20 protein-coding genes are annotated in these 22,209 nt (G+C 35.4%); 4 read left to right on the forward strand and 16 right to left on the reverse strand.

What is annotated here, in order from left to right:
• Positions 1-4: 4 nt before the first annotated feature.
• Positions 5-226: a sulfurtransferase TusA family protein gene (locus E2R68_RS11125; RefSeq protein WP_347876589.1), complete on the reverse strand. Its 222-nt coding sequence runs from the start codon at positions 224-226 to the stop codon at positions 5-7.
• 115 nt (positions 227-341) lie between these two features.
• Here E2R68_RS11125 and bepA point away from each other — a divergent pair, with 115 nt between their 5' ends.
• Positions 342-1,787: a beta-barrel assembly-enhancing protease gene (gene bepA, locus E2R68_RS11130; RefSeq protein ID WP_243834664.1), complete on the forward strand. Its 1,446-nt coding sequence runs from the start codon at positions 342-344 to the stop codon at positions 1,785-1,787.
• A gap of 313 nt (positions 1,788-2,100) precedes the next feature.
• Here the strand turns inward: bepA and nhaB are convergent, their stop codons facing one another.
• From nhaB to udp, 10 genes are all read right to left on the reverse strand, one after another.
• Positions 2,101-3,624 (reverse strand): sodium/proton antiporter NhaB, encoded by a 1,524-nt coding sequence (gene nhaB, locus E2R68_RS11135; RefSeq protein ID WP_134277852.1) that lies wholly within the window; start codon positions 3,622-3,624, stop codon positions 2,101-2,103.
• A gap of 251 nt (positions 3,625-3,875) precedes the next feature.
• Entirely contained in the window at positions 3,876-4,877 is a 1,002-nt protein-coding gene (gene add / locus E2R68_RS11140; protein WP_134277765.1) for an adenosine deaminase, read from the reverse strand.
• 92 nt (positions 4,878-4,969) lie between these two features.
• Positions 4,970-5,770: a nucleoside-specific channel-forming Tsx family protein gene (locus E2R68_RS11145; protein ID WP_445177088.1), complete on the reverse strand. Its 801-nt coding sequence runs from the start codon at positions 5,768-5,770 to the stop codon at positions 4,970-4,972.
• 65 nt (positions 5,771-5,835) lie between these two features.
• Positions 5,836-6,543 (reverse strand): purine-nucleoside phosphorylase, encoded by a 708-nt coding sequence (gene deoD / locus E2R68_RS11150; protein WP_134277767.1) that lies wholly within the window; start codon positions 6,541-6,543, stop codon positions 5,836-5,838.
• A 22-nt stretch (positions 6,544-6,565) separates the two neighbouring features.
• Entirely contained in the window at positions 6,566-7,810 is a 1,245-nt protein-coding gene (locus E2R68_RS11155) for a phosphopentomutase (RefSeq protein ID WP_134277768.1), read from the reverse strand.
• Complete coding sequence (deoC, locus tag E2R68_RS11160) at positions 7,811-8,584, reverse strand: deoxyribose-phosphate aldolase (RefSeq protein ID WP_134277769.1); 774 nt, start codon at positions 8,582-8,584, stop codon at positions 7,811-7,813.
• 56 nt (positions 8,585-8,640) lie between these two features.
• The gene (locus E2R68_RS11165) at positions 8,641-9,897 is read right to left on the reverse strand and encodes a NupC/NupG family nucleoside CNT transporter (protein WP_134277770.1); all 1,257 of its coding nucleotides are present in this window, start codon (positions 9,895-9,897) and stop codon (positions 8,641-8,643) included.
• Between the two features lie 89 nt (positions 9,898-9,986).
• Positions 9,987-10,937 carry a transaldolase gene (gene tal / locus E2R68_RS11170; protein WP_134277771.1) on the reverse strand — a complete coding sequence of 317 codons (951 nt, stop codon included), beginning with the start codon at positions 10,935-10,937 and terminating at the stop codon, positions 9,987-9,989.
• Between the two features lie 100 nt (positions 10,938-11,037).
• Positions 11,038-11,445, reverse strand: coding sequence for a cytidine deaminase (gene cdd, locus E2R68_RS11175; RefSeq protein ID WP_134277772.1), 408 nt, complete (start codon positions 11,443-11,445; stop codon positions 11,038-11,040).
• 100 nt (positions 11,446-11,545) lie between these two features.
• Positions 11,546-12,307, reverse strand: coding sequence for a uridine phosphorylase (udp, locus tag E2R68_RS11180; protein ID WP_134277773.1), 762 nt, complete (start codon positions 12,305-12,307; stop codon positions 11,546-11,548).
• A 441-nt stretch (positions 12,308-12,748) separates the two neighbouring features.
• Between udp and E2R68_RS11185 the strand changes: the two genes are divergently transcribed.
• Together E2R68_RS11185 and E2R68_RS11190 are read left to right on the forward strand one after the other, a co-directional pair.
• Positions 12,749-13,369 (forward strand): LysE family translocator, encoded by a 621-nt coding sequence (locus E2R68_RS11185; protein ID WP_134277774.1) that lies wholly within the window; start codon positions 12,749-12,751, stop codon positions 13,367-13,369.
• Positions 13,370-13,462: 93 nt separating this feature from the next.
• Positions 13,463-15,118 (forward strand): FMN-binding glutamate synthase family protein, encoded by a 1,656-nt coding sequence (locus tag E2R68_RS11190; protein WP_134277775.1) that lies wholly within the window; start codon positions 13,463-13,465, stop codon positions 15,116-15,118.
• An 89-nt stretch (positions 15,119-15,207) separates the two neighbouring features.
• On the opposite strand, the gene E2R68_RS11195 is transcribed toward E2R68_RS11190, so the two are convergent.
• From E2R68_RS11195 to E2R68_RS11210, 4 genes are all read right to left on the reverse strand, one after another.
• Positions 15,208-16,047 (reverse strand): CvfB family protein, encoded by an 840-nt coding sequence (locus tag E2R68_RS11195; protein WP_134277776.1) that lies wholly within the window; start codon positions 16,045-16,047, stop codon positions 15,208-15,210.
• A 41-nt stretch (positions 16,048-16,088) separates the two neighbouring features.
• On the reverse strand, positions 16,089-16,517 hold the full coding sequence (locus E2R68_RS11200; protein WP_243834665.1) for a hotdog fold thioesterase: 429 nt from the start codon (positions 16,515-16,517) through the stop codon (positions 16,089-16,091).
• Positions 16,518-16,557: 40 nt separating this feature from the next.
• The gene (gene ydiJ, locus E2R68_RS11205) at positions 16,558-19,602 is read right to left on the reverse strand and encodes a D-2-hydroxyglutarate dehydrogenase YdiJ (protein WP_134277777.1); all 3,045 of its coding nucleotides are present in this window, start codon (positions 19,600-19,602) and stop codon (positions 16,558-16,560) included.
• A 221-nt stretch (positions 19,603-19,823) separates the two neighbouring features.
• A complete protein-coding gene (locus E2R68_RS11210) occupies positions 19,824-20,198 on the reverse strand; it encodes a hypothetical protein (protein ID WP_134277778.1) in 375 nt (124 codons plus the stop codon).
• 377 nt (positions 20,199-20,575) lie between these two features.
• On the opposite strand from E2R68_RS11210, the gene E2R68_RS11215 reads away from it, so the two are divergent.
• Positions 20,576-20,809 (forward strand): c-type cytochrome, encoded by a 234-nt coding sequence (locus tag E2R68_RS11215; RefSeq protein WP_279587478.1) that lies wholly within the window; start codon positions 20,576-20,578, stop codon positions 20,807-20,809.
• A gap of 72 nt (positions 20,810-20,881) precedes the next feature.
• Here the strand turns inward: E2R68_RS11215 and pepB are convergent, their stop codons facing one another.
• Complete coding sequence (pepB, locus tag E2R68_RS11220; protein ID WP_134277779.1) at positions 20,882-22,177, reverse strand: aminopeptidase PepB; 1,296 nt, start codon at positions 22,175-22,177, stop codon at positions 20,882-20,884.
• Positions 22,178-22,209 lie beyond the last annotated feature (32 nt).

Consider the following 22,209-nt stretch of genomic DNA (forward strand, 5'->3'; position numbering starts at 1 on the left):
TGCACTAAAAACGATTATATAATTTAATCAATAATGTATTTTGCTCACAAAGATAGCAATAGTTTTTTTTATCTAAATATAAGCATATATCTTGCATTGCTTGTTGGTTAGAAAACTTAATATTAATGCATTCGTTGATCTTCATTTTAATCAATTGTTGCTTTAATAAAACTAATGCCATAGGGCAGCGAACCTCCCTTAGATCTAAATCAACCATAGCCCTCATCTTGCCACATTTAAAAAGCTAATTATTACCTTTCAAAGCTCTTATCACAATCAACACTTGCAATAACTTGGGGCTTGTTTATGCTTTTAATCTATTTATTAAAAGAGTATTGAATGTGCTTTACAAAACACAATTATTTGCTTTGTATTTATTACTACAGTGTATGCCTGCGCCTAGTTTCGCTAGTAACGATTTACCTGAAATCGGAACAGTTGGTGCAGGTGCATTAACCATTGAAAAAGAAAAAGAATATGGTTGGGCATTTAGCATGATGGCCAACCAAGCTTTACCTATCATCCATGATCCTGTACTTAATAATTATATATCTACTCTTGGGCAGAATATTGTGGCTCACGCCAGCTCTGTAAAGTTACCTTTTCAGTTTTTTTTAGTAAAAGATGATGAGATCAATGCAGCCGCATTTTTAGGTGGCAACATAAAGATCCATACAGGATTATTTCTTTATGCACAAACAGAAAGTGAGCTAGCAAGTGTATTAGCGCATGAAGTTGCACATATCACTCAGCGACATTTAGCCCGGATGTTAGAACAACAGTCACTTAGAAATCCAGCTACAATGGCAGCGATGGCGGGTTCTATTCTATTAGCTTTAGTCTCACCTGCTGCTGGAATGGCAGCATTATCAACAACCATGGCTGTTAATGCGCAAACTCAAATAAACTACACTCGCTTACATGAATATGAAGCAGATCGAATTGGTATACAAACCTTGGCTGATGCTGGTTATGATCCGTATGGTATGGCTAACTTTTTTGGAACATTGGCTGAAAAATATAAATATGCCAGTATGCCTCCACAAATGTTATTAACGCATCCACTACCAGAAACTCGATTAGCTGAAGCAAGACTACGTGCGAGTCAATTTAAAAAAATATCCGTTCATAGCAGTTTAAGTTACCAACTCAGTAAAGCACGCATTACAGTAAGATATTACAAGTTACCTGCGCCCGTTTTAATAAACAAATACCAAGCAGAACTTGATAACCATAAATATAAACTAAAAGAAGCAGCAGAATACGGTCTAGCACTTTCTTATTTTAAAAATAAAGATTATAAAAAAGCCTATGATATTAACGAAAAACTATTAAAAGATGATCCTTATAACTTGTTTTATATCGACTTTGCTACTGATGTAGCACTCGCTTTAAATAATGTTAAAGGAGCAATACAATCACTCACACTATATGAAAAACGTTTCACTGAAAATGAGGTCATTATATTAAATTTAGTATTAGCTCTACAGGAAGATAAGCAATACCAACTTGCAGAAAAGAAACTAGAATATTTTATACGCTCTCACCCTAAAAATATTCTTGCTCATTTAATTGCTATCGACTTATATAAAGCAATGAAGGAGAAAGCAAAAGAGCATGCAATAAGAGCTGAATATTTAGCTTTGTTAGGTCGCTTTAGGGAAGCATCACAAGAGATGGGCAGTGCCTTAATTTACACTGAAAATAGGCTAGACCAAGCTCGATATAGCGCTAAAATTACAGAATTTAAACGGGATGATTTACGTTTACAAAGTTTGCAGCAATAATTTATAGCAATTACGATAAATAGCAGCTCTATTTTACAGTTTAAAATAACTCACTTATTCGTACGAATTGCATTGATGGGACAACTATTTACATCAACTTACACGCGAATTGAATTGTTTTCTATACAAAAAGTTAGAGCATATAGTTAATGTAATAAACATGAATGACTAAATATACAAAACGATAGAAAAGACTTTATTCCTCCAACACCCTATCAAATAACTCAATATATAAAATACTAATAAAAAGGCCTGATTTGAATAAATATCAAAATCAGGCCTAAGAAGAAATATTAAGTCGTTTTAATTAAACTTAGCGCACATGTAACCACCCCATATTAATCATCAAATCAGTCATTGGTACCAGGTTATATAACACTCCAAATAAACCAATTAATGACAAGACAATAGTGTAAGGCAATGCCATCCAAACCATTGTTCCGTAGCTTAAACGTAATAATGGGGCTAACGCAGAAGTTAATAAGAATAAAAATGCAGCTTGGCCATTTGGTGTTGCTACAGAAGGTAAGTTAGTACCAGTATTAATTGCAACCGCTAACAAATCAAATTGCTCACGAGAAATTAGACCATGTTGTAAAGCGGCTTTAACTTCATGGATGTAAACAGTCCCTACAAACACATTGTCACTCACCATAGATAAGAAACCATTCGCGATATAGAACAACACTAATTGGGTATGCCCTTCTGCTTGTAAAACAACTTGAATAACAGGGCCAAATAAATTTTGGTCAATGATTACAGCAACAATTGTAAAGAAAACGACTAATAATGCGGTAAAAGGCAAGGCTTCTTCAAAAGCTTTACCTAAAGCATGTTCTTCTGTAACGCCAGTAAAAGCAGTTGCTAGTATAATAACTGATAAACCAATCAAACCAACAGCAGCTAAATGCATTGCTAAACCAACAATTAACCACACGCCAATGATCGCTTGAATAATTAATTTCGCTTTATCTTGGTTGCTCATATTCGCACTTTTTTCATTATTGAAATCAGTGAGAATTTTACGAATAGAATCAGGTAATTTTGCGCCGTATCCAAACTTGCTATATTTCTCAAGTAATATACAAGTTAAGAACCCTGTAATAAGCACAGGTAAAGTAACTGGCATCATTCTTAATACAAACTCTAAGAACTCCCAACCTGCTTGATCAGCAATAATTAAGTTTTGTGGCTCCCCAACCAAAGTACATACACCGCCTAAAGCTGAACCGACACCAGCATGCATGACTAAACTACGTAAAAATGCCCTAAATTGCTCTAAATCAACTCGATGGCTCTCTAATAGTCCATGGTCACTACTATGGTCATGATCCTGGTTATTACCATTACCTGATGCAACCTTGTGATACACAGAATAAAAACCAACTGCAACCGCAATAATTACAGCAATAACGGTTAACGCATCTAGGAAGGCAGATAGAAATGCAGAAACGGCACAGAAAGTTAATGACAATAGAATTTTACTGCGCATGGTGACTACTAATTTAGTAAAACTAAATAGCAGTAAATCTTTCATAAAATAGATACCAGCAACCATAAAGACTAATAATAAAATTACTTCAAAATTACCAGTTACTTCAGCTTGAACATGTTTAGCTGAAGTCATACCTAAAATCACAGCCTCGATAGCTAATAAACCACCAGGTTGAAGAGGATAACATTTTAATGCCATTGCTAAGGTAAAGATAAATTCCACAACAAGAACCCATCCAGCAACAAATGGGTCGATAGCAAATAAAATTGGATTAATAATTAAAAAGCCAACAATAACTAATTTATACCATTTAGGTGATTTACCTAAAAAGTTTTGCGCCATTGCTTTTAAAATATCTAACACAGTATCTCTCTCCTTGAACCATCAAAACAGTCTTTAAAGGTACTTATTTATGATTAATAATTAAAATTATTTAGGCATAAATAAGAGCAATATAAATTTGATGAGAGACTACCATTTTTTTCACAAGAAACACCTTTAAAATGATATTTTTGTTGCTTTCGTTTAATTTACACGCAAATTAGTTATTTTATCTATCAACCTTTTATAAAAATCACAGTAAAAATAAAAAATTAACGGTTAAGAGCAAGCTCCCTTAATAATTTTTTATCAGAAGAAGATAAAAAAGAAATATCAACACCATTTATTTGAGCCTGCATAATTTGTTTTGCAGAGAGTCCAGCAGAAGGAGCGGCCATATTGTATTCGTGTGCTAATTCAATCCCTTCAACAGCAGGATCATCAGTATTTATAGTCGCTTTAACACCCTGCTCTAAAAACATTTTTAAAGGATGCTCTTTAATATCTGTAATGCTACTCGTTTGTATATTTGAAGTAATACAAGATTCGATACCAATCTCATGTTTTACTAAATATTCCATTAAATGAGGATCCTGTATCGCATTAACACCATGCCCAATACGAACAGCACCTAACTCATTAATCGCTTGCCAAATGCTTTCTGCACCAGCGGCCTCTCCAGCATGAACGGTTACCTGTAAACCTGCATCACGTACTTTCTTAAAATGCTTAACGAATAAAGAACCAGGCTGACCTAATTCATCTCCCGCTAAATCAACAGCAACTAGATGTTCTTTTTGAGTAAGCAAAGCTTCTAATTCTTGATAACAACGCTCGACACCAAAAGTACGACTCATTATTCCAATCAAATTAGTTTTAAGATTAAAATCTCGATTACCTGCCTGGATCCCCTCAACGACAGCTTCAACAACTCCCTCCACAGGTAAGTTATGTTTCATGGCCATATAATAAGGAGAAAATCTTAATTCAGCATAATCAATACCTGCTAATTTTATATCTTCTACGTTTTCATAAGCCACTCGTCGACAAGCATCCAAGTCGCCGAGCACAGCAACCCCCCAATCTAATTTCTGTAAAAAAGACATTAAGTCAGGCTGCTTTTCAACAACTTGTACAAAAGGTCTTAATTCATCAATATTAGTAGCAGGTAATGCCATGGAAAACTTTTGCCCTAACTCTAGTATTGATTGAATACGAATATTTCCATCTAAATGACGATGTAAATCAGTCATAGGTAAAGAAGATATGATCATGAAGACAGTCCTAAATAGTTAAAACGTAAATAAAAAAATGCACCGAAATTAATATTAATAACGGTGCATAAAATAATTAAGAAGAATAATAATTAAAATTTATAAGTCGCACTAAAATAATGGCTGATGCCAGTTGACTTGAACGCGTCGGTATCTTCAATACCATACACATCTTTATACAATTTTAAACCATACCCTAAAGCAAACTGATCTGAATGCCAATACAAGCCATTAAACATTGCACCACCATTACTTGCCGTAGAATATTCACTTTTCATTCCAACTTGATAATCAATATAACCTTGGTAAGAAAAGAATGAGCCATTTGAAAAGAAGTAAAAAGGTTTAAACCAGTTAGTAGAAACTTGATAACCATTCCAATCTCGTTTATTTAGATCATAAAGACCATAAATATTAAACCCAACTTTTCCAAGCCATGCGACATCAATATCTGAACCAACCCCCCAAAAAGAATTATTCACATTGTATGGAGTGCTATTAGAGCTACCATCCCAATTAAATAATGTTGCAAAATATAACTCTTTTACAGGCCCAATAGAAAAATCACTTTGAAACAGAGCATCTAAAGAAACGCGAGGTGCAAATTTCATGAACATTTTTGGAGAGTCGTATTTATCAGAATCTTTACTTGCAGATGGGTTAAAAACATCAACATAACCATACAAGTCAAAAATCCCAGAGCGTCCACCAAACTCCATTTCTAAATAGTCATGGTCTGATTCACCCGGTAATTCATTAACCGCATACATGTAATTAAATTGTACAAATTTAAAGTCGTTTTTATGTATATCACCGTCAGTGTAATCTGCAGCCATCACTGAAGATGAAGCTAGTAATGCACAAGAAAGTAAGCTTTTTTTCATTTGTTCTATCCTTGATATAAATGTAAAGGCAACCACATGCATTGCCTAATTAAAAGTTAAAGCATAGCTATTATCTATAAAAGCACTGAGTCTAATGCAATCACTAGCATCTCATTAAAGCTATTTTGACGTTCATCTGACGATAATTTTTCACCTCGGCGAATATGATCAGATACGGTTAAAATACATAAAGCATTTGCACCTTCTTCAGCAGCTACGCCATATAACCCAGCTGCTTCCATTTCAACACCAAGAATATTATATTTTTCTAGCACATCAAATACTTCTGGCTCAGGAGTATAAAAAGTATCCGCTGAAAATATATTACCTACTTTTACGTCAATATTATGTTGTTTCGCAGAACGAACAGCTTTTTCTAGTAATGTATAACTCGCAATAGCAGCAAAATCATGCCCAGAAAAGCGAATACGATTTACCTTTGAATCAGTTGAAGCACCTAAACCAATGATCACATCACGTAATTTGATATCAGGATTAACTGCACCACAACTACCAACACGAATAATATTTTTAACGCCATAGTCACGAATAAGTTCTGTTGCATAAATAGAGCAAGAAGGGATCCCCATACCGCTGCCCATAACTGAAATACGTTTACCTTTATAAGTTCCAGTAAACCCTAGCATGTTTCGAACATCAGTGACTTGCACTGCATCGTCTAGAAAATTTTCTGCAATATATTTCGCTCGCAGAGGATCACCCGGCATTAAAACTGTTTCAGCAAATGCGCCATCAACGGCATTGATATGAGGTGTTGCCATAAAACTTTCTCCTAATTAATAATTATAAAAATGATTTACCGTAATCTAATGCGGGTAATTGATGAAACGAAGCAATACTTTGGCCAATATCAGCAAAAGTATCACGTAAGCCAATTGACTTACCTTGTAAAGATTTACCATAAAATAATACGGGAATATGCTCTCGTGTATGGTCTGTCCCTAACCAAGTAGGATCACAACCATGATCCGCAGTGATCACTAACAAATCATCATCACCTAATTCAGCTAATATTTCAGGTAAACGCAGATCAAAATATTCTAATGCTTTAGCATAACCATCGACATTACGACGGTGTCCAAAATCAGCATCAAAATTAACAAAGTTAGTAAAAATAATACTGTCTTTTTGAGCCGTTTTAAATTCATTCAAACTGGCATCAAATAAACCATCAATTCCGAATGCTTTAACAGCTTTAGTAATACCATTTCCTGCAAATATATCTGAAATTTTACCGATGCTAACCACTTCTCCACCACTGTCTTTCATTTTATCAAGCAGTGTCGGTGCAGGAGGTGAGACTGAATAATCATGACGATTAGAAGTACGCTGAAAATTATGGCTGTTTGTTCCGCTAAATGGACGTGCAATAACGCGACCAATCTGGTATTCATCCACTAACTCACGAGCTAACTCACAGAGTTTATATAAACGCTCTAATCCAAAACTTTCTTCATGACAGGCAATTTGAAAAACACTATCCATAGAGGTATAAAAAATAGGTTTACCTGTAGCAATATGCTCTTCTCCAAGTTCCTCTAAAATGGTTGTTCCTGATGCATGACAATTACCTAAATAACCAGGTAGATCAGCACGTTTCACCAATTCATCTAATAATTCACTAGGAAAACTATTGCTTTTATCTCGAAAATATCCCCAATCAAACAAAACAGGTACACCAGCTATTTCCCAATGACCACTTGAAGTATCTTTTGCTGTTGAAATTTCTTTAGCATGGCCGTAAAGAGCATTGCGAAGAATATTATCCGTTGCACCTAGGATTTTATATCCAGAACAATCAAAACCAACTTCAGCCAAGCCTAATTGGATCATATTAGGAACAAATAATGGCCCGCTACGTCCTTCATTCGCTTGTTCATTTGCACAAGTTTGCGCGATATGCCCTAAAGTATTTGATCCTGCATCGGTAAATGTTTGACCATCTTTTAATGATCCAACAAACGTATCTGCATCAGCAGCTGCACCAACACCAAAAGAGTCGAGTAGTAATATGATTGTTCTTTTCATCTAATATTCTCCTGTATGCTCAGGGCGTTCCCCTAAATGTAGCTCAGCAAGTAGACTTGTTAACAAACTGGATGCACCAAAACGAAAGTGCTCTGTATTTACCCAATCCTCACCCATAACAATACGAGCAAGTTCTAAATAATCATTAGCAACGTGGACGTCTTTAACGCCACCAGCAGCTTTAAAACCAACGTTTTTTCCTGACGCTTTAATAGCTTCAAGCATTAATTTAGTGGCTTCTAACGTTGCATTAACAGCCACCTTCCCGGTTGAGGTTTTAATAAAGTCAGCACCCGCTTTAATACTAATTTCACTCGCAAGTGTAATTAAAGCATCAGTTTTTAATTCACCTGTTTCGATAATGACTTTTAATAAAACATTATCTCCACAAATTTCCTTACAACCAGCCACAATATCAAAACCAATTTGCTGCTCGCCCTCTATCAATGCTTGGTATGGAAATACAACATCAACCTCATCCGCGCCATAAGCAACAGCGGCTCTGGTTTCTGCGAGTGCAATATTTAAGTCATCATGCCCATGTGGGAAATTAGTCACCGTTGCAATTTTGACGCTTGTAGCGCCAATCTTATCAAGTGTTTTACGGGCAATAGGAATAAAGCGAGGATAAATACAGACAGCGGCAGTATTTCCAACAGGTGTTTTTGCGTTAAGACACAGCTGAATCACTTTTTGATCTGTATCGTCATCATTTAATGTTGTTAAATCCATTAACGATATAGCCAGACAAGCCGCTTGTTCTAAATCACTCATGTTATTTCCTCTAAAAATAAAATTATATCAAGGTAGCTAATACTACTAAATAACCTTTACATTACACTCAAGGTAAAGAAAATCCCTACAAGGATAGCACTCATAAAGTTAGATAACGTACCGGCTAAAATTGCTTTTAATCCTAAACGAGCAATATCCGCACGACGACTAGGTGCTAACACGCCTAAACCACCTAATAAAATAGCCATTGAAGATAAATTTGCAAAACCACATAACGCAACAGTCAAGATAACCTGAGAATGTTCACTTAATGATTCCTTGATACTAATAAAATCGATATAAGCAACGAACTCGTTAACCACTAGTTTTTGACCTAACAAACTACCTGCTTGCGTTGCTTCAGACCAAGGAATACCTAATAAGAAAGCCACAGGAGAAAATACATAACCTAAAATAGTTTGTAAGGTTAATCCTTCAATTCCAACAACCCCACCAGCAGAACCTAGTATTGAATTAATTAAGGCAATTAAAGCGATAAAAGCAATCAACATAGCACCAACATTAAGTGCTAATTTAAGGCCTGATGCAGCGCCACTTGCTGCAGCGTCAATAACATTAACAGGCTTTTCATCTTCATCGTCATTCATCTCTTCAAGATCTAATTGTGTTCGTGGTGTTTCAGTTTCAGGCTCAATTAATTTAGCCATTAACAAACCACCTGGTGCAGCCATAAATGAAGCGGCAATAAGATAATCTAAACTTACACCTAATGATGCATAACCTACCAACACTGAACCAGCTACTGATGCTAAACCACCACACATAACAGCAAATAATTCAGAACGAGTCATATGTTTAATATAAGGTTTAACAACTAAAGGCGCTTCAGTTTGACCAACAAAAACATTAGCAGCAGCGGACATGGACTCTGTACGACTTGTTCCTAATAATTTTTGTAATGCACCACCAAATATTTTGATAATAAATTGCATGATGCCCAAGTAATATAAAACAGCCATAAATGAGGCAAAGAAAATAATAATAGGTAAAACTTTGAAGGCAAAAACAAATCCACCACCACCAAAGACTTCAAACATTTTCCCAGAAACCAGCCCACCAAACAAAAAGCTAACCCCCGCATTTGCACTATCAATAACACCTTGTACAGCAGAAGACATACCTTGTAAGAATTTCGCGCCCCAAGGGGTAAAAATAACTAATGCGGGAATCATTAATTGTAATAAAAATGCCCCCACAACCGTTCTATAATTGATTGCTTTGCGGTTACTTGAAACAAGTACAGCAATTGCAACCAAAAATAGAATACCAATAAGCCCAATCAATATTTGCATAAGTTTCTCCGTTATCCACTTAATTTTATTTATGTAAAAAATAATTTAAAAATTGTACAAAAAAACACCTATAGAGGTGTTTTCTTGAATTAAAGTCTCGTTGACATCATCATTTCTAATTTTTCTTGATCAATTGCGAAGCTACGGATCCCTTCTGCAAGTTTTTCAACTGCCATAGGATCTTGATTATGTGCCCATAAAAAATCAGATTCGGATAATACAGGAACTTTTGGCAATCTAGGCAAATCACTTATTAATTTTTTATCAAGTACACCATGACTTTTTTCAAGTTCTGCAAGTAATTGTGGACTAATCGTTAATTTATCACACCCCGCTAGTGCAAATATTTCGTCAACATTACGAAAGCTTGCTCCCATGACAATAGTATTATATTGGTGCGATTTATAATAATGATAGATTTTACTGACTGACAATACGCCGGGATCATCTTCAGCAGTAAACTCTTTCCCTTCTTTTGCTTTATACCAATCCATAATACGCCCTACAAAAGGGGAAATAAGAAATACCTTAGCTTCAGCGCAAGCCTGTGCTTGAGCAAATGAAAATAACAGGGTTAAATTACAATTGATCCCTTCAGTTTCTAATATTTCTGCGGCTCTAATACCTTGCCAAGTTGCAGCTAACTTAATCAAAATACGATCACGTTTAACGCCTGCTTGTTCATACATTGCAATCAGTTGACGAGCTTTATTAACACAAGCTTGTTGATCATAAGATAAACGAGCATCCACTTCTGTTGAAATTCGACCCGGTATTGTTTTTAAAATTTCTTTACCAATATTAACAGCCAACATTTCACAAGCGGCAATAACTTGTTTATTTTTGTCATCAGATTGGCTTTTAGCATACTTAATGGCGTCCTCTATTAAGCACTCATACTCAGGTAGCACCGCAGCTTTTAATATTAAAGAAGGATTAGTTGTTGCATCTTCTGGTTGATATTCTTTAATTGCTTTTAAATCACCAGTATCAGCGACAACTGTCGTCATTTTTCTTAATTGCGTTAATTTACTTTCCATGTAACACCTTTTAACAAATTATTCGTTTTATATTTATTTAAAATAATGAAAATCATTATGAATCATAGAATTAAGTCTAAAAATTAAAAATACATCTGGGTTATAATTCATCGCCTAAAAATGCAAAAGGAAGTAACTCTACAATAGTATGCATTACAACGTCCCCATTTTCATTGTAACAATACACAATGGCATCATTACTTGATTGTTCTGCAATCACTTGTCGACAAGAACCACATGGAAAAGCACGAATCAAACTACCCGTATCGTTGCGAGCAAGAATATGAACTTCCTGCACTCCACCTTTTTTTACACCATTTGTCACGGCAGTATGAATCGCGTTTCTTTCCGCACAAATAGTCGTGGGATACGCCGCTGACTCGACATTAACACCTTTGTAAACTCCGCCATCATTACAAACAATAATAGAGGCAACATTAAAACCTGAATAAGGCGCATATGATTGGTCTAATAATTGAATTAATTCTTTATAATATTGTTGAGACATTATTTATCACCTTTAAAAAATAGCTGATTTGTAGAAACAATATGCAAGATACTTTAAATATGAGTGTTTGATAAATACTCTAACACTCATTTAATTAAGATTATTTTTTTAATAATAATTTAACCGCGTCAACAGCGATCATGATTGCATTGTTTTCAGTTTGTTCCATGGTCTTTTGTTCAGGAATTTCTTGTTGGGTACGATTCACAATAACACCAGCGACACAAGCAGCTTGCCAACCATTCGCTGAACACATGGTAAATAAAGTTGAAGCCTCCATTTCATAGTTTAAGACACCAAGTTCTTGCCATTTTTGTAGTGAATTTTTGAAATGAGGGGTAACTCTACCAGCAACTGTATCGTAACGCTCTTGTCCTGGATAGAAAGTATCTGAAGAAGCAGTTATACCAATATGGGGAGTAATATTCTTTTGTAAGCAAGCCTCGTTTAAAGCACTTGTTGCATAAAAGTCAGATGCTGCGGGAAATTCCATTGGAGCAAAATGTAAACTCGCGCCATCGAGTCTAACCGCTGCTTGAGTGATAATAATATCACCAACATTCACATGGGGTTGAATTGCTCCAGTTGTTCCTACTCTTAAAAAACTACGAACGCCTAACTGTGCTAGCTCTTCTACCGCAATAGAAACCGATGGACCACCGATACCAGTAGAACAAATAACCACAGCCTGTTCACCGATAAAGGCTAAATAACTAGTAAATTCTCGATGCCTTGCTAAAAAAGTAGCATTTTCCATTAGCGCAGCTATCTTTTCTACTCTTTCAGGTGCTCCAGGGATAATTGCAATAGCAGCCCCCTGCAGAGCACTTTTAGTTAAACCTAAATGAAATACGTCCGACATAAATACTCCTAATAAGAAATAATAAAACGATGCTTTTGCAGTCTAAGCTGTGATTTAAAATAAAACGAGATAAAATTCACGTTAATTTTAGTCAATCACTCTTTTTAATATAAATAATAATTAAAAGATAAAATAAATCTTCCAATAGGATAAGACGGTAAACCTAATTTGGACAGAAAATCATTTACTTATTTGAATATAAAAGATAAAAATTACAATACATGGTATATATCTCATTATAATGATGCTGTTATATCGATGACATTAAACATTTTATCTAAATTTAGCACTGAAAAAACATTTCCATTCAAGGCGTAAATAGCTGTTCCTTTTATGTAATTTACAACGAGAAAGTGAAGCTATTTTAATAAGTAAAATAGATAAACTATTATATTGTGATTGGTATTAAATATCGCCCCCTATTCTTGATATGAGTAATTTATGGATCAAAATTTATTATTATTATTTATCCCTACCTTTTTTGCAGTATCAATTACACCTGGAATGTGTATGACATTGGCAATGACATTAGGTATGACAATCGGCATTCGTCGCAGTTTATGGATGATGATCGGAGAGTTAACCGGTGTTGCTTTAGTTGCTTTATCTGCTCTCATAGGTGTGGCAACTTTATTACTTGCCAGACCACATTTATTTTTATTATTAAAATATGCAGGTGGCGCTTATCTATTATATTTAGGCATACAAATGTGGCGTTCACGAGGAAAAATGGCAATCCCAACAACGCCAACAAACCAACAAGATATCAAGCGCACGGCATTAATTAGCCAAGGTTTTATTACTGCTATTGCCAACCCTAAAGGCTGGGCATTTATGATATCACTTTTACCGCCCTTCATTAATCCTAATACACCTCTATTGCCACAAGCAGGACAATTAATTGCCGTCATATTGTGCTTTGAATTAATTTGCATGTTGCTTTATGCCACTGGAGGAAAGACTTTACGTCATTTATTACAACAGCAAAGTAGTGTGAAGATATTAAATCGGATTGCGGGATCAATGATGATGTTTGTAGCTCTATGGTTGGTAGTTAGTTAATAGTTTCCTATTCAAAGAGAAATCAATCATGCTAAATTATTGATCTTAATAAATTAGCTAAACATATCAATTATAATGACACAGGGATGTTTTATGACCATCATGCAAAAAGTACTTTGGTTAATTGTTACTCTTGGCAATTTTTCTACAGCTTACTTTTATTTATATAGTCCAAGTTTTATTAGTGCTGCTTTATTAACGAGTACATTATTATTTAGCCTTATTGGTCTTTATGACCTTTTTTATAGTCGACATAGTTTAAATAGACTGTACCCAGTGGTTGCCTATTTACGTTATTTCCTCGAGTCATACCGTGTTGAAATCCAACAATATTTTATTGCGAACGATACTGAAGAGTTGCCTTTTAATCGAGAACAACGCACCTTAGTTTATCGACGCGCTAAAAATGTGCGTGATACCATCGCTTTTGGTACACAACGAAATTTGGTTGAAGATAATTATTTAAGCTTATGGCATTCCTTGGCTCCCGTTCATGTCAAAGCAGACGCTAAACGAATTACCATTGGCGGAGATCGTTGTACACAACCCTACTCAGCCTCTTATCTTAACATTTCAGCCATGAGCTTTGGTTCATTGAGTAATAATGCAATTGAAGCTCTAAATTTAGGTGCTAAAAAAGCAGGTTGTTATCATAATACAGGCGAAGGTGGTGCAAGCCCTTATCATTTAAAACATGGTGGAGATATTGTTTGGCAAATTGGTACTGGGTTATTTGGATGTCGTGATGAAAATGGGCGTTTTAACCCTATTAGCTTTAGTAAAACAGCCAACCTTCCTCAAGTAAAAATGATTGAAATAAAGCTATCTCAGGGTGCAAAACCAGGTCATGGTGGCGTTTTACCCAAGGCAAAAATTACCGATGAAATAGCACGTATTAGACACATTTCAAAAGACCAAGATTGTATCTCTCCAGCTGTAAACCCTGAATGTACAACTCCCAAAGCCCTACTTGCTTTTGTTGAACAATTACGCAGTTTAAGTGGTGGTAAACCAGTTGGTTTTAAATTATGTATTGGTAATCCAGCTGAATTTTTAAGTATTTGTAAAGCGATGCTAGAAACAGGTATTACTCCAGATTTTATTACGGTAGATGGGGCTGAAGGTGGAACTGGCGCTGCACCTATAGAATTTTCAAATCATCTAGGTTTAATTTGTTTAGAAGGTGTCAATATCGTCAATAATGCGTTGGTAGGTGTTGGTTTACGCGACAAGATAAAAATTATTGCCTCAGGCAAAACAGCCTCAAGTTTTGATTTACTAACCAAAATCGCCGTTGGCGCCGATGTTGTTAATGCAGCAAGAACCATGATGCTTGCGTTAGGTTGTATTCAATCTAGGCATTGTAATACCAACCTATGCCCAACGGGCATCGCAACACAAGATCCTGCTCGAGCGAAAGCTATTGATATAACAGTAAAAAGTGAACGTATTAAAAACTTTCATAATAATACATTAATTAATTTCTTTGAACTTGTTGGTACGATGGGATTAGACGACCCCGCTAAGTTAGTACCACAGATGATCAAAAAACGCTCTCCATATGGAGGACAAATGTCTATCGGTAGTTTTGTAGAACCACTAACCAATAATGCTTTAGTTGATAATTTAAATGTAGATGAAGCATGGCAACAATGGTGGCAAGCGAGTAGTCCCGAGAAGTTTTATGTTGATGATCTATTTATTCTTAAATCACCAGAATTCCACCAAAGTAGATCAACGCACTTTTAATGCCCATCACAGTACATACTTAATGTAATTGATATAACCCCCAAAAGCGCCAAGGTGCTTTTGGGGGTTATCGGATCATGTGTTGAAAATTATTTATTCGTTACCGTAATGCCATTATCGGCAATAACAATATGACCATTTTTATATAACTGTCCAATCGCCTTTTTAAAATTACCTTTACTCATTTTTAATATCTTAGCAATTTGCTCTGGACTGCTTTTATCTGATAGAGGTAAGAAACCATCATGTTGTCTAAGCGTTAATAGAATACGGTCTGATAAACCATCAACTTTTGCATAACCTGTCTGTGTTAAGCTTAAATCGATTTTTCCATCTTCACGAATACGTCTAATGTAGCCTTTACATTTTTTACCAATACCTAAATCACCAAAGACGTCGTTATCAAAAATAACCCCCCAGTGTTTATGGTTAATAATTGCTTTAAAACCGATATCTGTACGATCTGCAATTAACAGATCAACTTTTTCACCGACTTTATATTCAGCAGGTACTTTATCTAAAAAACGATCTAACTTAGATGATGCTAATAAACGTTCACTAATATCATCTTGATAAACGTAAACAACATAACCAAGACCTGTTTTCATGGCTACTTTTTGTTGGTTAAACGGTACCAATAAATCTTTTGGTAATCCCCAATCTAAAAAAGCCCCAGCACGGTTAGTATCCACAACTTTTAATGATGCAAATTCACCAGCAATTGCTTTTACATGTTGTGTTGTCGCAATTAAACGGTCTTCGGAATCAAAATATAGAAAGACTGTAATTGTTTGACCTATTTGCATTTCTTCTGTGATATAACGTTTCGGTAATAAAATTTCACCGTGGTCAATTCCACCGTCTAAGTACATTCCAAAATCTACTTGCTTAACAATCTTAAGATCGTTGTAAGCACCTACTTTAATCATAATATTCTCTTTTTATATAACCTCTCTTGAAGAGGTTTGTATTATTTTGGTTTATTGATAACAGCAACTGTTAAACGTGATGTACAAACTAACTGTCCACGTTCATTACAAATCTCTATTTGCCAAATTTGTGTGCTGTAACCGATATGTACTGCCGTTGCTGTTCCAACCACAATACCTTTTTTTATACTTCTAACATGGTTTGCATTTACTTCTAAACCAACACAAACCTTATCATCTTCAACAACTAAGTTAGCGGCTACGCTACCTAATGTTTCAGCTAACACAACAGAAGCCCCGCCGTGTAATAGCCCATGTGGTTGATGAGTTCTTGAGTCTACAGGCATAGTTGCTTGTAGAAAATCATCACCTACTTTTGTATATTCAATCCCTAACAGTTCAATAATAGTGCCTTTACTGATTGCATTTAAACGGGATAATTCCGTGTTTTTTTTCCAAATACTCATCATTAATACTCACTTTATTGTAAGTTAGGGATTATATAATCGTTTACAGTAAGCTCAATAGCGCTTGCACTGGATGCTTCAGAGTTTCACCTTCAATGCGTTTTACTTGGCTACGACATGAATAACCTGTTGCTAAACATTGTGAACGCTCATGTTGAGCGATAGCAGCTTCCCAACTTAAGCTATAAATAGCCTTTGATTCAGCTAACTTCCCTGCATCATGACCATAAGTTCCCGCCATACCACAACAACCAACAGCAACTTCTGATAATGAACCTCCAAAGTGTTTGAAAATAACAGCCCAATCATTGCCAGAGGTTGGTTCTGCTGTTTTTTCAGTACAATGCCCAAGAAGATAAAAATCAGCACCAACGGATGGTTTTGCGTCACCTATTAATCGAGGTTTTAGCCATTCTTGAAATAGTTGAACATCAAACTCTCCACGTTTATTACCTAATGCTTGTTCATATTCGTCTCGGTAACAAAGCACCATTGCAGGATCAGTTCCTACCATAGCAATATTTAAGTCTGCCATTTGATTTAAAAAGTCAGCCGAGTCTTTTGCTGTTTTAGCAAATTTGCTCAAAAAACCTTTAATATGCTGAGGTTTACCATTAGGTTTAAACGGTAACATAACTGGCTTGTAACCTAGCTTTTTAATCGTTAGTAATAAATCACGTACAACATCCGCATCATAATAGGTAGTAAACGGGTCTTGTACTATTAACACATATTGTTCACGTTCAGCAGCACTTAAAGCCTGCAGTTTCTGTAAATCAAATTCTGTAATGTCATTTTTTTTCAAAGATGACTTTAATGTCGGTGATGAAAGCTGGGGAATATCAACCATTCCAACAATCTTTTCAGTTAAGATAGAGGTCACTTTTAAGCCGGTAAAGAAGTTAAAGAAACGCGGCATTTCCCCCATCAAAGGAGCATATTGTTCTACATAAGCAACAAAATAATCCTTCATAGGGCGCAAATAACGGTCGTGATATAAATGCATGAAGCGTGCTCTAAAAGTAGGTACATCAACTTGAATTGGACATTGACTGCTACACGCTTTACACGCCAAACAACCTTTCATCGCTTCCATCACTTCATGTGAAAAATCATATTCACCACTACGTTTTGCTAAGGTATTTTTAAACCTAGTAAAGATACTCGCATTTTTACCTGCGTATAAGTCACTTTCCAGTTGCAATATATCAATATCGTTATTAGCTAATTGACGTAACCATTCTCGCATTAAACCCGCTCGGCCTTTAGGAGAATGAACTCGATCTTTAGATACTTTAACAGATGGACACATTGGTGAAGTTGTATCGTAGTTAAAACATAAACCATTACCATTACAATCTATAGCCGGTGCATAACTTTCACGTACTTTAACTGGAATTTGTCGATCAAAAGCGCCGCGCTTAACGGCATCAACACTGACTAATTGTTCCGTTGAGTCGATAGGGGTGCAAATTTTGCCAGGATTAACTCGATTGAGCGGATCAAAAACTGTTTTTATCTTTCTTAATTCATTGAATAAAACTTCACCAAAAAATGCAGGACCATATTCACTGCGAAAACCTTTGCCGTGCTCTCCCCACATCAAGCCTTTATACTTAGCCGTTAAAGCAACCACTTTATCAGATACTTCACGCATTAACTTTTCTTGTTCAGGATCACAAAGATCTAAAGCAGGACGTACATGTAAAACGCCCGCATCAACATGCCCAAACATTCCGTAATGTAGGCCTTTATCATCTAATAACTGACGGAATTCGATAATATATTGCGCTAAATTTTCAGGTGGAACACAGGTGTCTTCCACAAAAGCAATCGGCTTAGCTGTGCTATCAGCTTTACCTAATAACCCCACTGCTTTTTTACGCATGCCATAAACTTTATTAATATCAGCTAAATCATTACAAATTTGATAGCCAATCACTCCAGCTTCTTTATTACTAATTAGCGTGTCTAATTTAACAATCAACGCATCGATTTTTTGCTGTTGAATTGCTTCATCTGCTTCTGCAAATTCAACGATATTAATACCATCTAAAACTTGTCCTGGTACATCAGTAATCAGCTCTTTTACGCTATGCCAAACAATATCTTCTTTCGCTAAGTTAAGTACCGTAGAGTCTACGGTTTCTACTGAAAGTGCATTTGCTTCAACTAAAAATGGCGCATTTTGTAATGCAGATTGGAAACTATCGTATTTAATATTAAATAAAGTGCGGTAAGTAGGAATTGTTTGTACGTGTAAAGTCGCTTCTGTAATAAAAGCTAATGAACCTTCTGCTCCACATAAAATGCGTGTTAAATCAACAGTTCCAGTGTCATGATCATAAACATGCTTTAAATCATACCCAGTTAAAAATCGATTTAACTTTGGAAATGACTGCTCAATATTTTCTTTCTGGCTTTCACATGTATCAATAACCTGACGGTAAATGGCGCCAATTGAATCTTGACGCTCAACTTGCTCCATCAGATCAATTGCTGTTAATGGTTTGGTTTCTAATAAACTGCCATCAATTAATACTGACGTTAATGCTAGAACATGATCACTTGTCTTACCGTAGATTAAAGAGCCTTGTCCAGAAGCATCATTACTAATCATGCCACCAATAGTCGCACGGTTACTGGTTGATAAATCAGGAGAAAAGAACAAACCATGGGCTCTAAGAGCATCATTTAATTGATCTTTTACCACACCCGTTTGTACACGAACCCAACTTTCTTCGGCATTGATTTCTAGTATATTATTCATATACTTAGATAAATCTAAAACGATATCATTAGTTAATGATTGACCATTTGTACCAGTACCACCACCACGAGGAGAAAAGCGAATATCAACAAATTCAGGCTGTTGTGCAAGCTGACAAATAAGCACAATATCTTGTGTCGATTTTGGATAAATAACCGCTTGTGGTAAACATTGATAAACACTGTTATCCGTTGCTACCGCTAAACGACTAGCATAACTTTTAGCAATCTCACCTGAATAATCACTTTCGTTTAATGCCTTGATAAACGCAAAGGTATCCTGCTTGATGTTCTCTTGGTGGTTTAAATTTGGGATCATGTGTCAAACGCTCTAGTTTATTAATGATATTTTGAAGACAAAAGAGGCGCTTATAATAGCATAATTAAGTTTAAAGCGATGATAAAATAAGATTTTTGAAATTAAATTTAAGACTTATTTAATCATTATTATTGAACAAATATTCAACAACAACTGCTTAGTAATAAGAGGAATAGAAACGAAATAAGAGCACAATGAATTAATATGTAGCCTTAAAATGGTTAAAAAGCATAATTAGTTAATTTTTCCTTTTTAGGAAATATTTGTTTTTTGACAACTGGAGTAGGAGTTGGTTTATGTACTTTAGAACGCTGAGTTAGACACGAAAAATGTAATGTGGTTTTGCTATCATTACCAATTAAACCAATATATTCATTAAGCGATTCAACTTTCATATAACGATTTTTATTTAAACAATATTCATTTGCTTGTGAGAAAACAGCCGTTAATAAATCTTCTTTTTTACTCGCAAAACTAGATAATTGTTTACTCACTACGTAACTATTTTTACCTGCAGATAGCGGTCCTACAGAGTGAGAAGAACAACCAGATAACAGCCATAAACTTGCAATAGATATTAATATTTTATTCATCATATAATTTTAAAAATCCCTACCAATTACCAATTAAGTCTATTCATCACCAACGAAAGGTCTACATTATACGCAGTTAGTAGGTAAATTCACCTTTTACACTTTAATACCGATTACATTAAATATGTTATCTAAATTTTGTGCTTAAAAAATTCAATTAAAAGCGTAAATTGACGTGACGGGTATAAAAATTTCAAAATTTCAAATCAGCAAGTTTTTTTAATTTAAAACAATTTACATATTCAACAGATAAGTATAATCAAAAAAACTTTAATATAAGGTGAGATAATGAATTTCAGTAAGTTCCTACTACTTTCTGTACTAATGAGCAGTTCAAGCATTCACGCAAATACATTAGTCGGAATGCACAACAAGGAAAAATAAAATCTCCTAGCTGCGGTTTTTGTCATGGGAAAAATGGTATAGCACCAAGTCCTATCTACCCTAACCTACAAGGACAAAAGTCAGTTTATTTAATCAATAGTATAAGAGCTTACCAACAGGGTTTGAGGGAAGGTCCAATGGCGAAGATGATGCAACAACAACTTAGTAAATTAAATGATCAAGATTTAGCTGATATTGCTGCTTATTATCAAAGCATGAAAAATCAATAGTACAAAGCCATCCCCTATTTTAGGTTATTGGCTTTGACATGTTTACTTGTAAATTCTAATGGTTAACAAAAACTATTTAAGTAATAAATCACTGATTGTTTCAATACCGTGACCTTTACCACCAGCCGCCCATAAACCATTAGCAGATAATTGATAACTACCTGACAAATCAAAATGCAGCCAATTTTGTTCAGGCTGTAAAACAAACTTAGCTAAGAATGCAGCAGCTGTTGATGCCCCAGCCATACTTTCACCACCACTATGAATATTCGCAATATCAGCAAATGCGGAGTTTATTTGCTGTAGATGGAAAGACTCTAATGGTAAACGCCAAAGTTTATCATTCACTTGATTAGCACTTTCTAATGCAGAAGCTGTAAACTCATCATCCATACTTAATATGCAATTATAATCGCGGCCTACAGCCACTTTAGCTGCACCTGTTAATGTCGCTGCATCAATTATTTTTTTCGCACCATCTTCTTGCGCAGCGATTAATCCATCTGCAAGTACTAATCGGCCTTCAGCATCTGTGTTTAAAACTTCAACACTGACACCATTTTTATAATTAATAACATCACCTAATTTAAATGCTTCTCCACTGATCATGTTTTCAGCACAACATAGGTATAATTTAACACGCTTTTGTAAACCACCTGCAATTGCTAAAGCTAATGCACCAGTAACGGTTGCCGCACCTCCCATATCACTTTTCATCGCAGCCATTGATGGGCTCGGTTTAAGGCTATAACCACCTGAATCAAAGGTAATACCTTTACCAACTAAAGCAAAATCAATAGCAGCATCAGGATCACCACTTGGGTTATAATCAAGCTGCAGCATACATGGCATATTAATACTGCCTTTACCCACTGCATGAATACCAACGTAACCATCTGTAATTAATTGTTCTCCTAAAATAAGCTTAGATTGCAGTTCTACTTTACCTGCACTCACTTGCTTTAATAGTGAACTAGCTTTTTCGCATAACACTTCAGGTGTAACAATAGTTGGACCAAGGTTGATCGTTTCTCTTACCCACTCACTAATTAACTTTTTATTTTTTAAAGTTTCAATTGCTTCATCATCTAATTCGGGAAATTGGATTTCAGCACCATTTTTAGGATTATAAAAACCTTGGCTAAATGCCCAACATAAATCAGAATTCCATTGTTCGCCAACAAGCTTAACTTTTGCTAATGACATGGTATCTAATTTTCTAGCTGCACTTTGTACTTGTGCAAGTACATCACTCATATAGTTAATATGGATAGTTGCCTGCTCTTGTTCAAAAGACAATAACGCATTATCACCCCAGACAACATTTGCTTTTTGATCGGATAAAGTAACTAAAAATGGTTGGCTCATAATATTCCTTAATTGACAAAAAACGCGAGCCT

The sequence above is a fragment of the Psychromonas algarum genome (genome assembly GCF_004376845.1).
Taxonomy (GTDB): Bacteria; Pseudomonadota; Gammaproteobacteria; order Enterobacterales; family Psychromonadaceae; genus Psychromonas.

What these genes read in the sequence shown, in the direction of transcription:
- E2R68_RS11125 (WP_347876589.1), bottom strand. Translation starts at nt 226, where the DNA reads ATGAGGGCTATGGTTGATTTAGATCTAAGGGAGGTTCGCTGCCCTATG.
- nhaB (WP_134277852.1), bottom strand. Translation starts at nt 3,624, where the DNA reads ATGGCGCAAAACTTTTTAGGTAAATCACCTAAATGGTATAAATTAGTT.
- add (WP_134277765.1), bottom strand. Translation starts at nt 4,877, where the DNA reads ATGATCATATCTTCTTTACCTATGACTGATTTACATCGTCATTTAGAT.
- deoD (WP_134277767.1), bottom strand. Translation starts at nt 6,543, where the DNA reads ATGGCAACACCTCATATCAATGCCGTTGATGGCGCATTTGCTGAAACA.
- E2R68_RS11155 (WP_134277768.1), bottom strand. Translation starts at nt 7,810, where the DNA reads ATGAAAAGAACAATCATATTACTACTCGACTCTTTTGGTGTTGGTGCA.
- deoC (WP_134277769.1), bottom strand. Translation starts at nt 8,584, where the DNA reads ATGAGTGATTTAGAACAAGCGGCTTGTCTGGCTATATCGTTAATGGAT.
- E2R68_RS11165 (WP_134277770.1), bottom strand. Translation starts at nt 9,897, where the DNA reads ATGCAAATATTGATTGGGCTTATTGGTATTCTATTTTTGGTTGCAATT.
- tal (WP_134277771.1), bottom strand. Translation starts at nt 10,937, where the DNA reads ATGGAAAGTAAATTAACGCAATTAAGAAAAATGACGACAGTTGTCGCT.
- cdd (WP_134277772.1), bottom strand. Translation starts at nt 11,445, where the DNA reads ATGTCTCAACAATATTATAAAGAATTAATTCAATTATTAGACCAATCA.
- udp (WP_134277773.1), bottom strand. Translation starts at nt 12,307, where the DNA reads ATGTCGGACGTATTTCATTTAGGTTTAACTAAAAGTGCTCTGCAGGGG.
- E2R68_RS11185 (WP_134277774.1), top strand. Translation starts at nt 12,749, where the DNA reads ATGGATCAAAATTTATTATTATTATTTATCCCTACCTTTTTTGCAGTA.
- E2R68_RS11190 (WP_134277775.1), top strand. Translation starts at nt 13,463, where the DNA reads ATGACCATCATGCAAAAAGTACTTTGGTTAATTGTTACTCTTGGCAAT.
- E2R68_RS11195 (WP_134277776.1), bottom strand. Translation starts at nt 16,047, where the DNA reads ATGATTAAAGTAGGTGCTTACAACGATCTTAAGATTGTTAAGCAAGTA.
- E2R68_RS11200 (WP_243834665.1), bottom strand. Translation starts at nt 16,517, where the DNA reads ATGATGAGTATTTGGAAAAAAAACACGGAATTATCCCGTTTAAATGCA.
- ydiJ (WP_134277777.1), bottom strand. Translation starts at nt 19,602, where the DNA reads ATGATCCCAAATTTAAACCACCAAGAGAACATCAAGCAGGATACCTTT.
- E2R68_RS11210 (WP_134277778.1), bottom strand. Translation starts at nt 20,198, where the DNA reads ATGATGAATAAAATATTAATATCTATTGCAAGTTTATGGCTGTTATCT.
- pepB (WP_134277779.1), bottom strand. Translation starts at nt 22,177, where the DNA reads ATGAGCCAACCATTTTTAGTTACTTTATCCGATCAAAAAGCAAATGTT.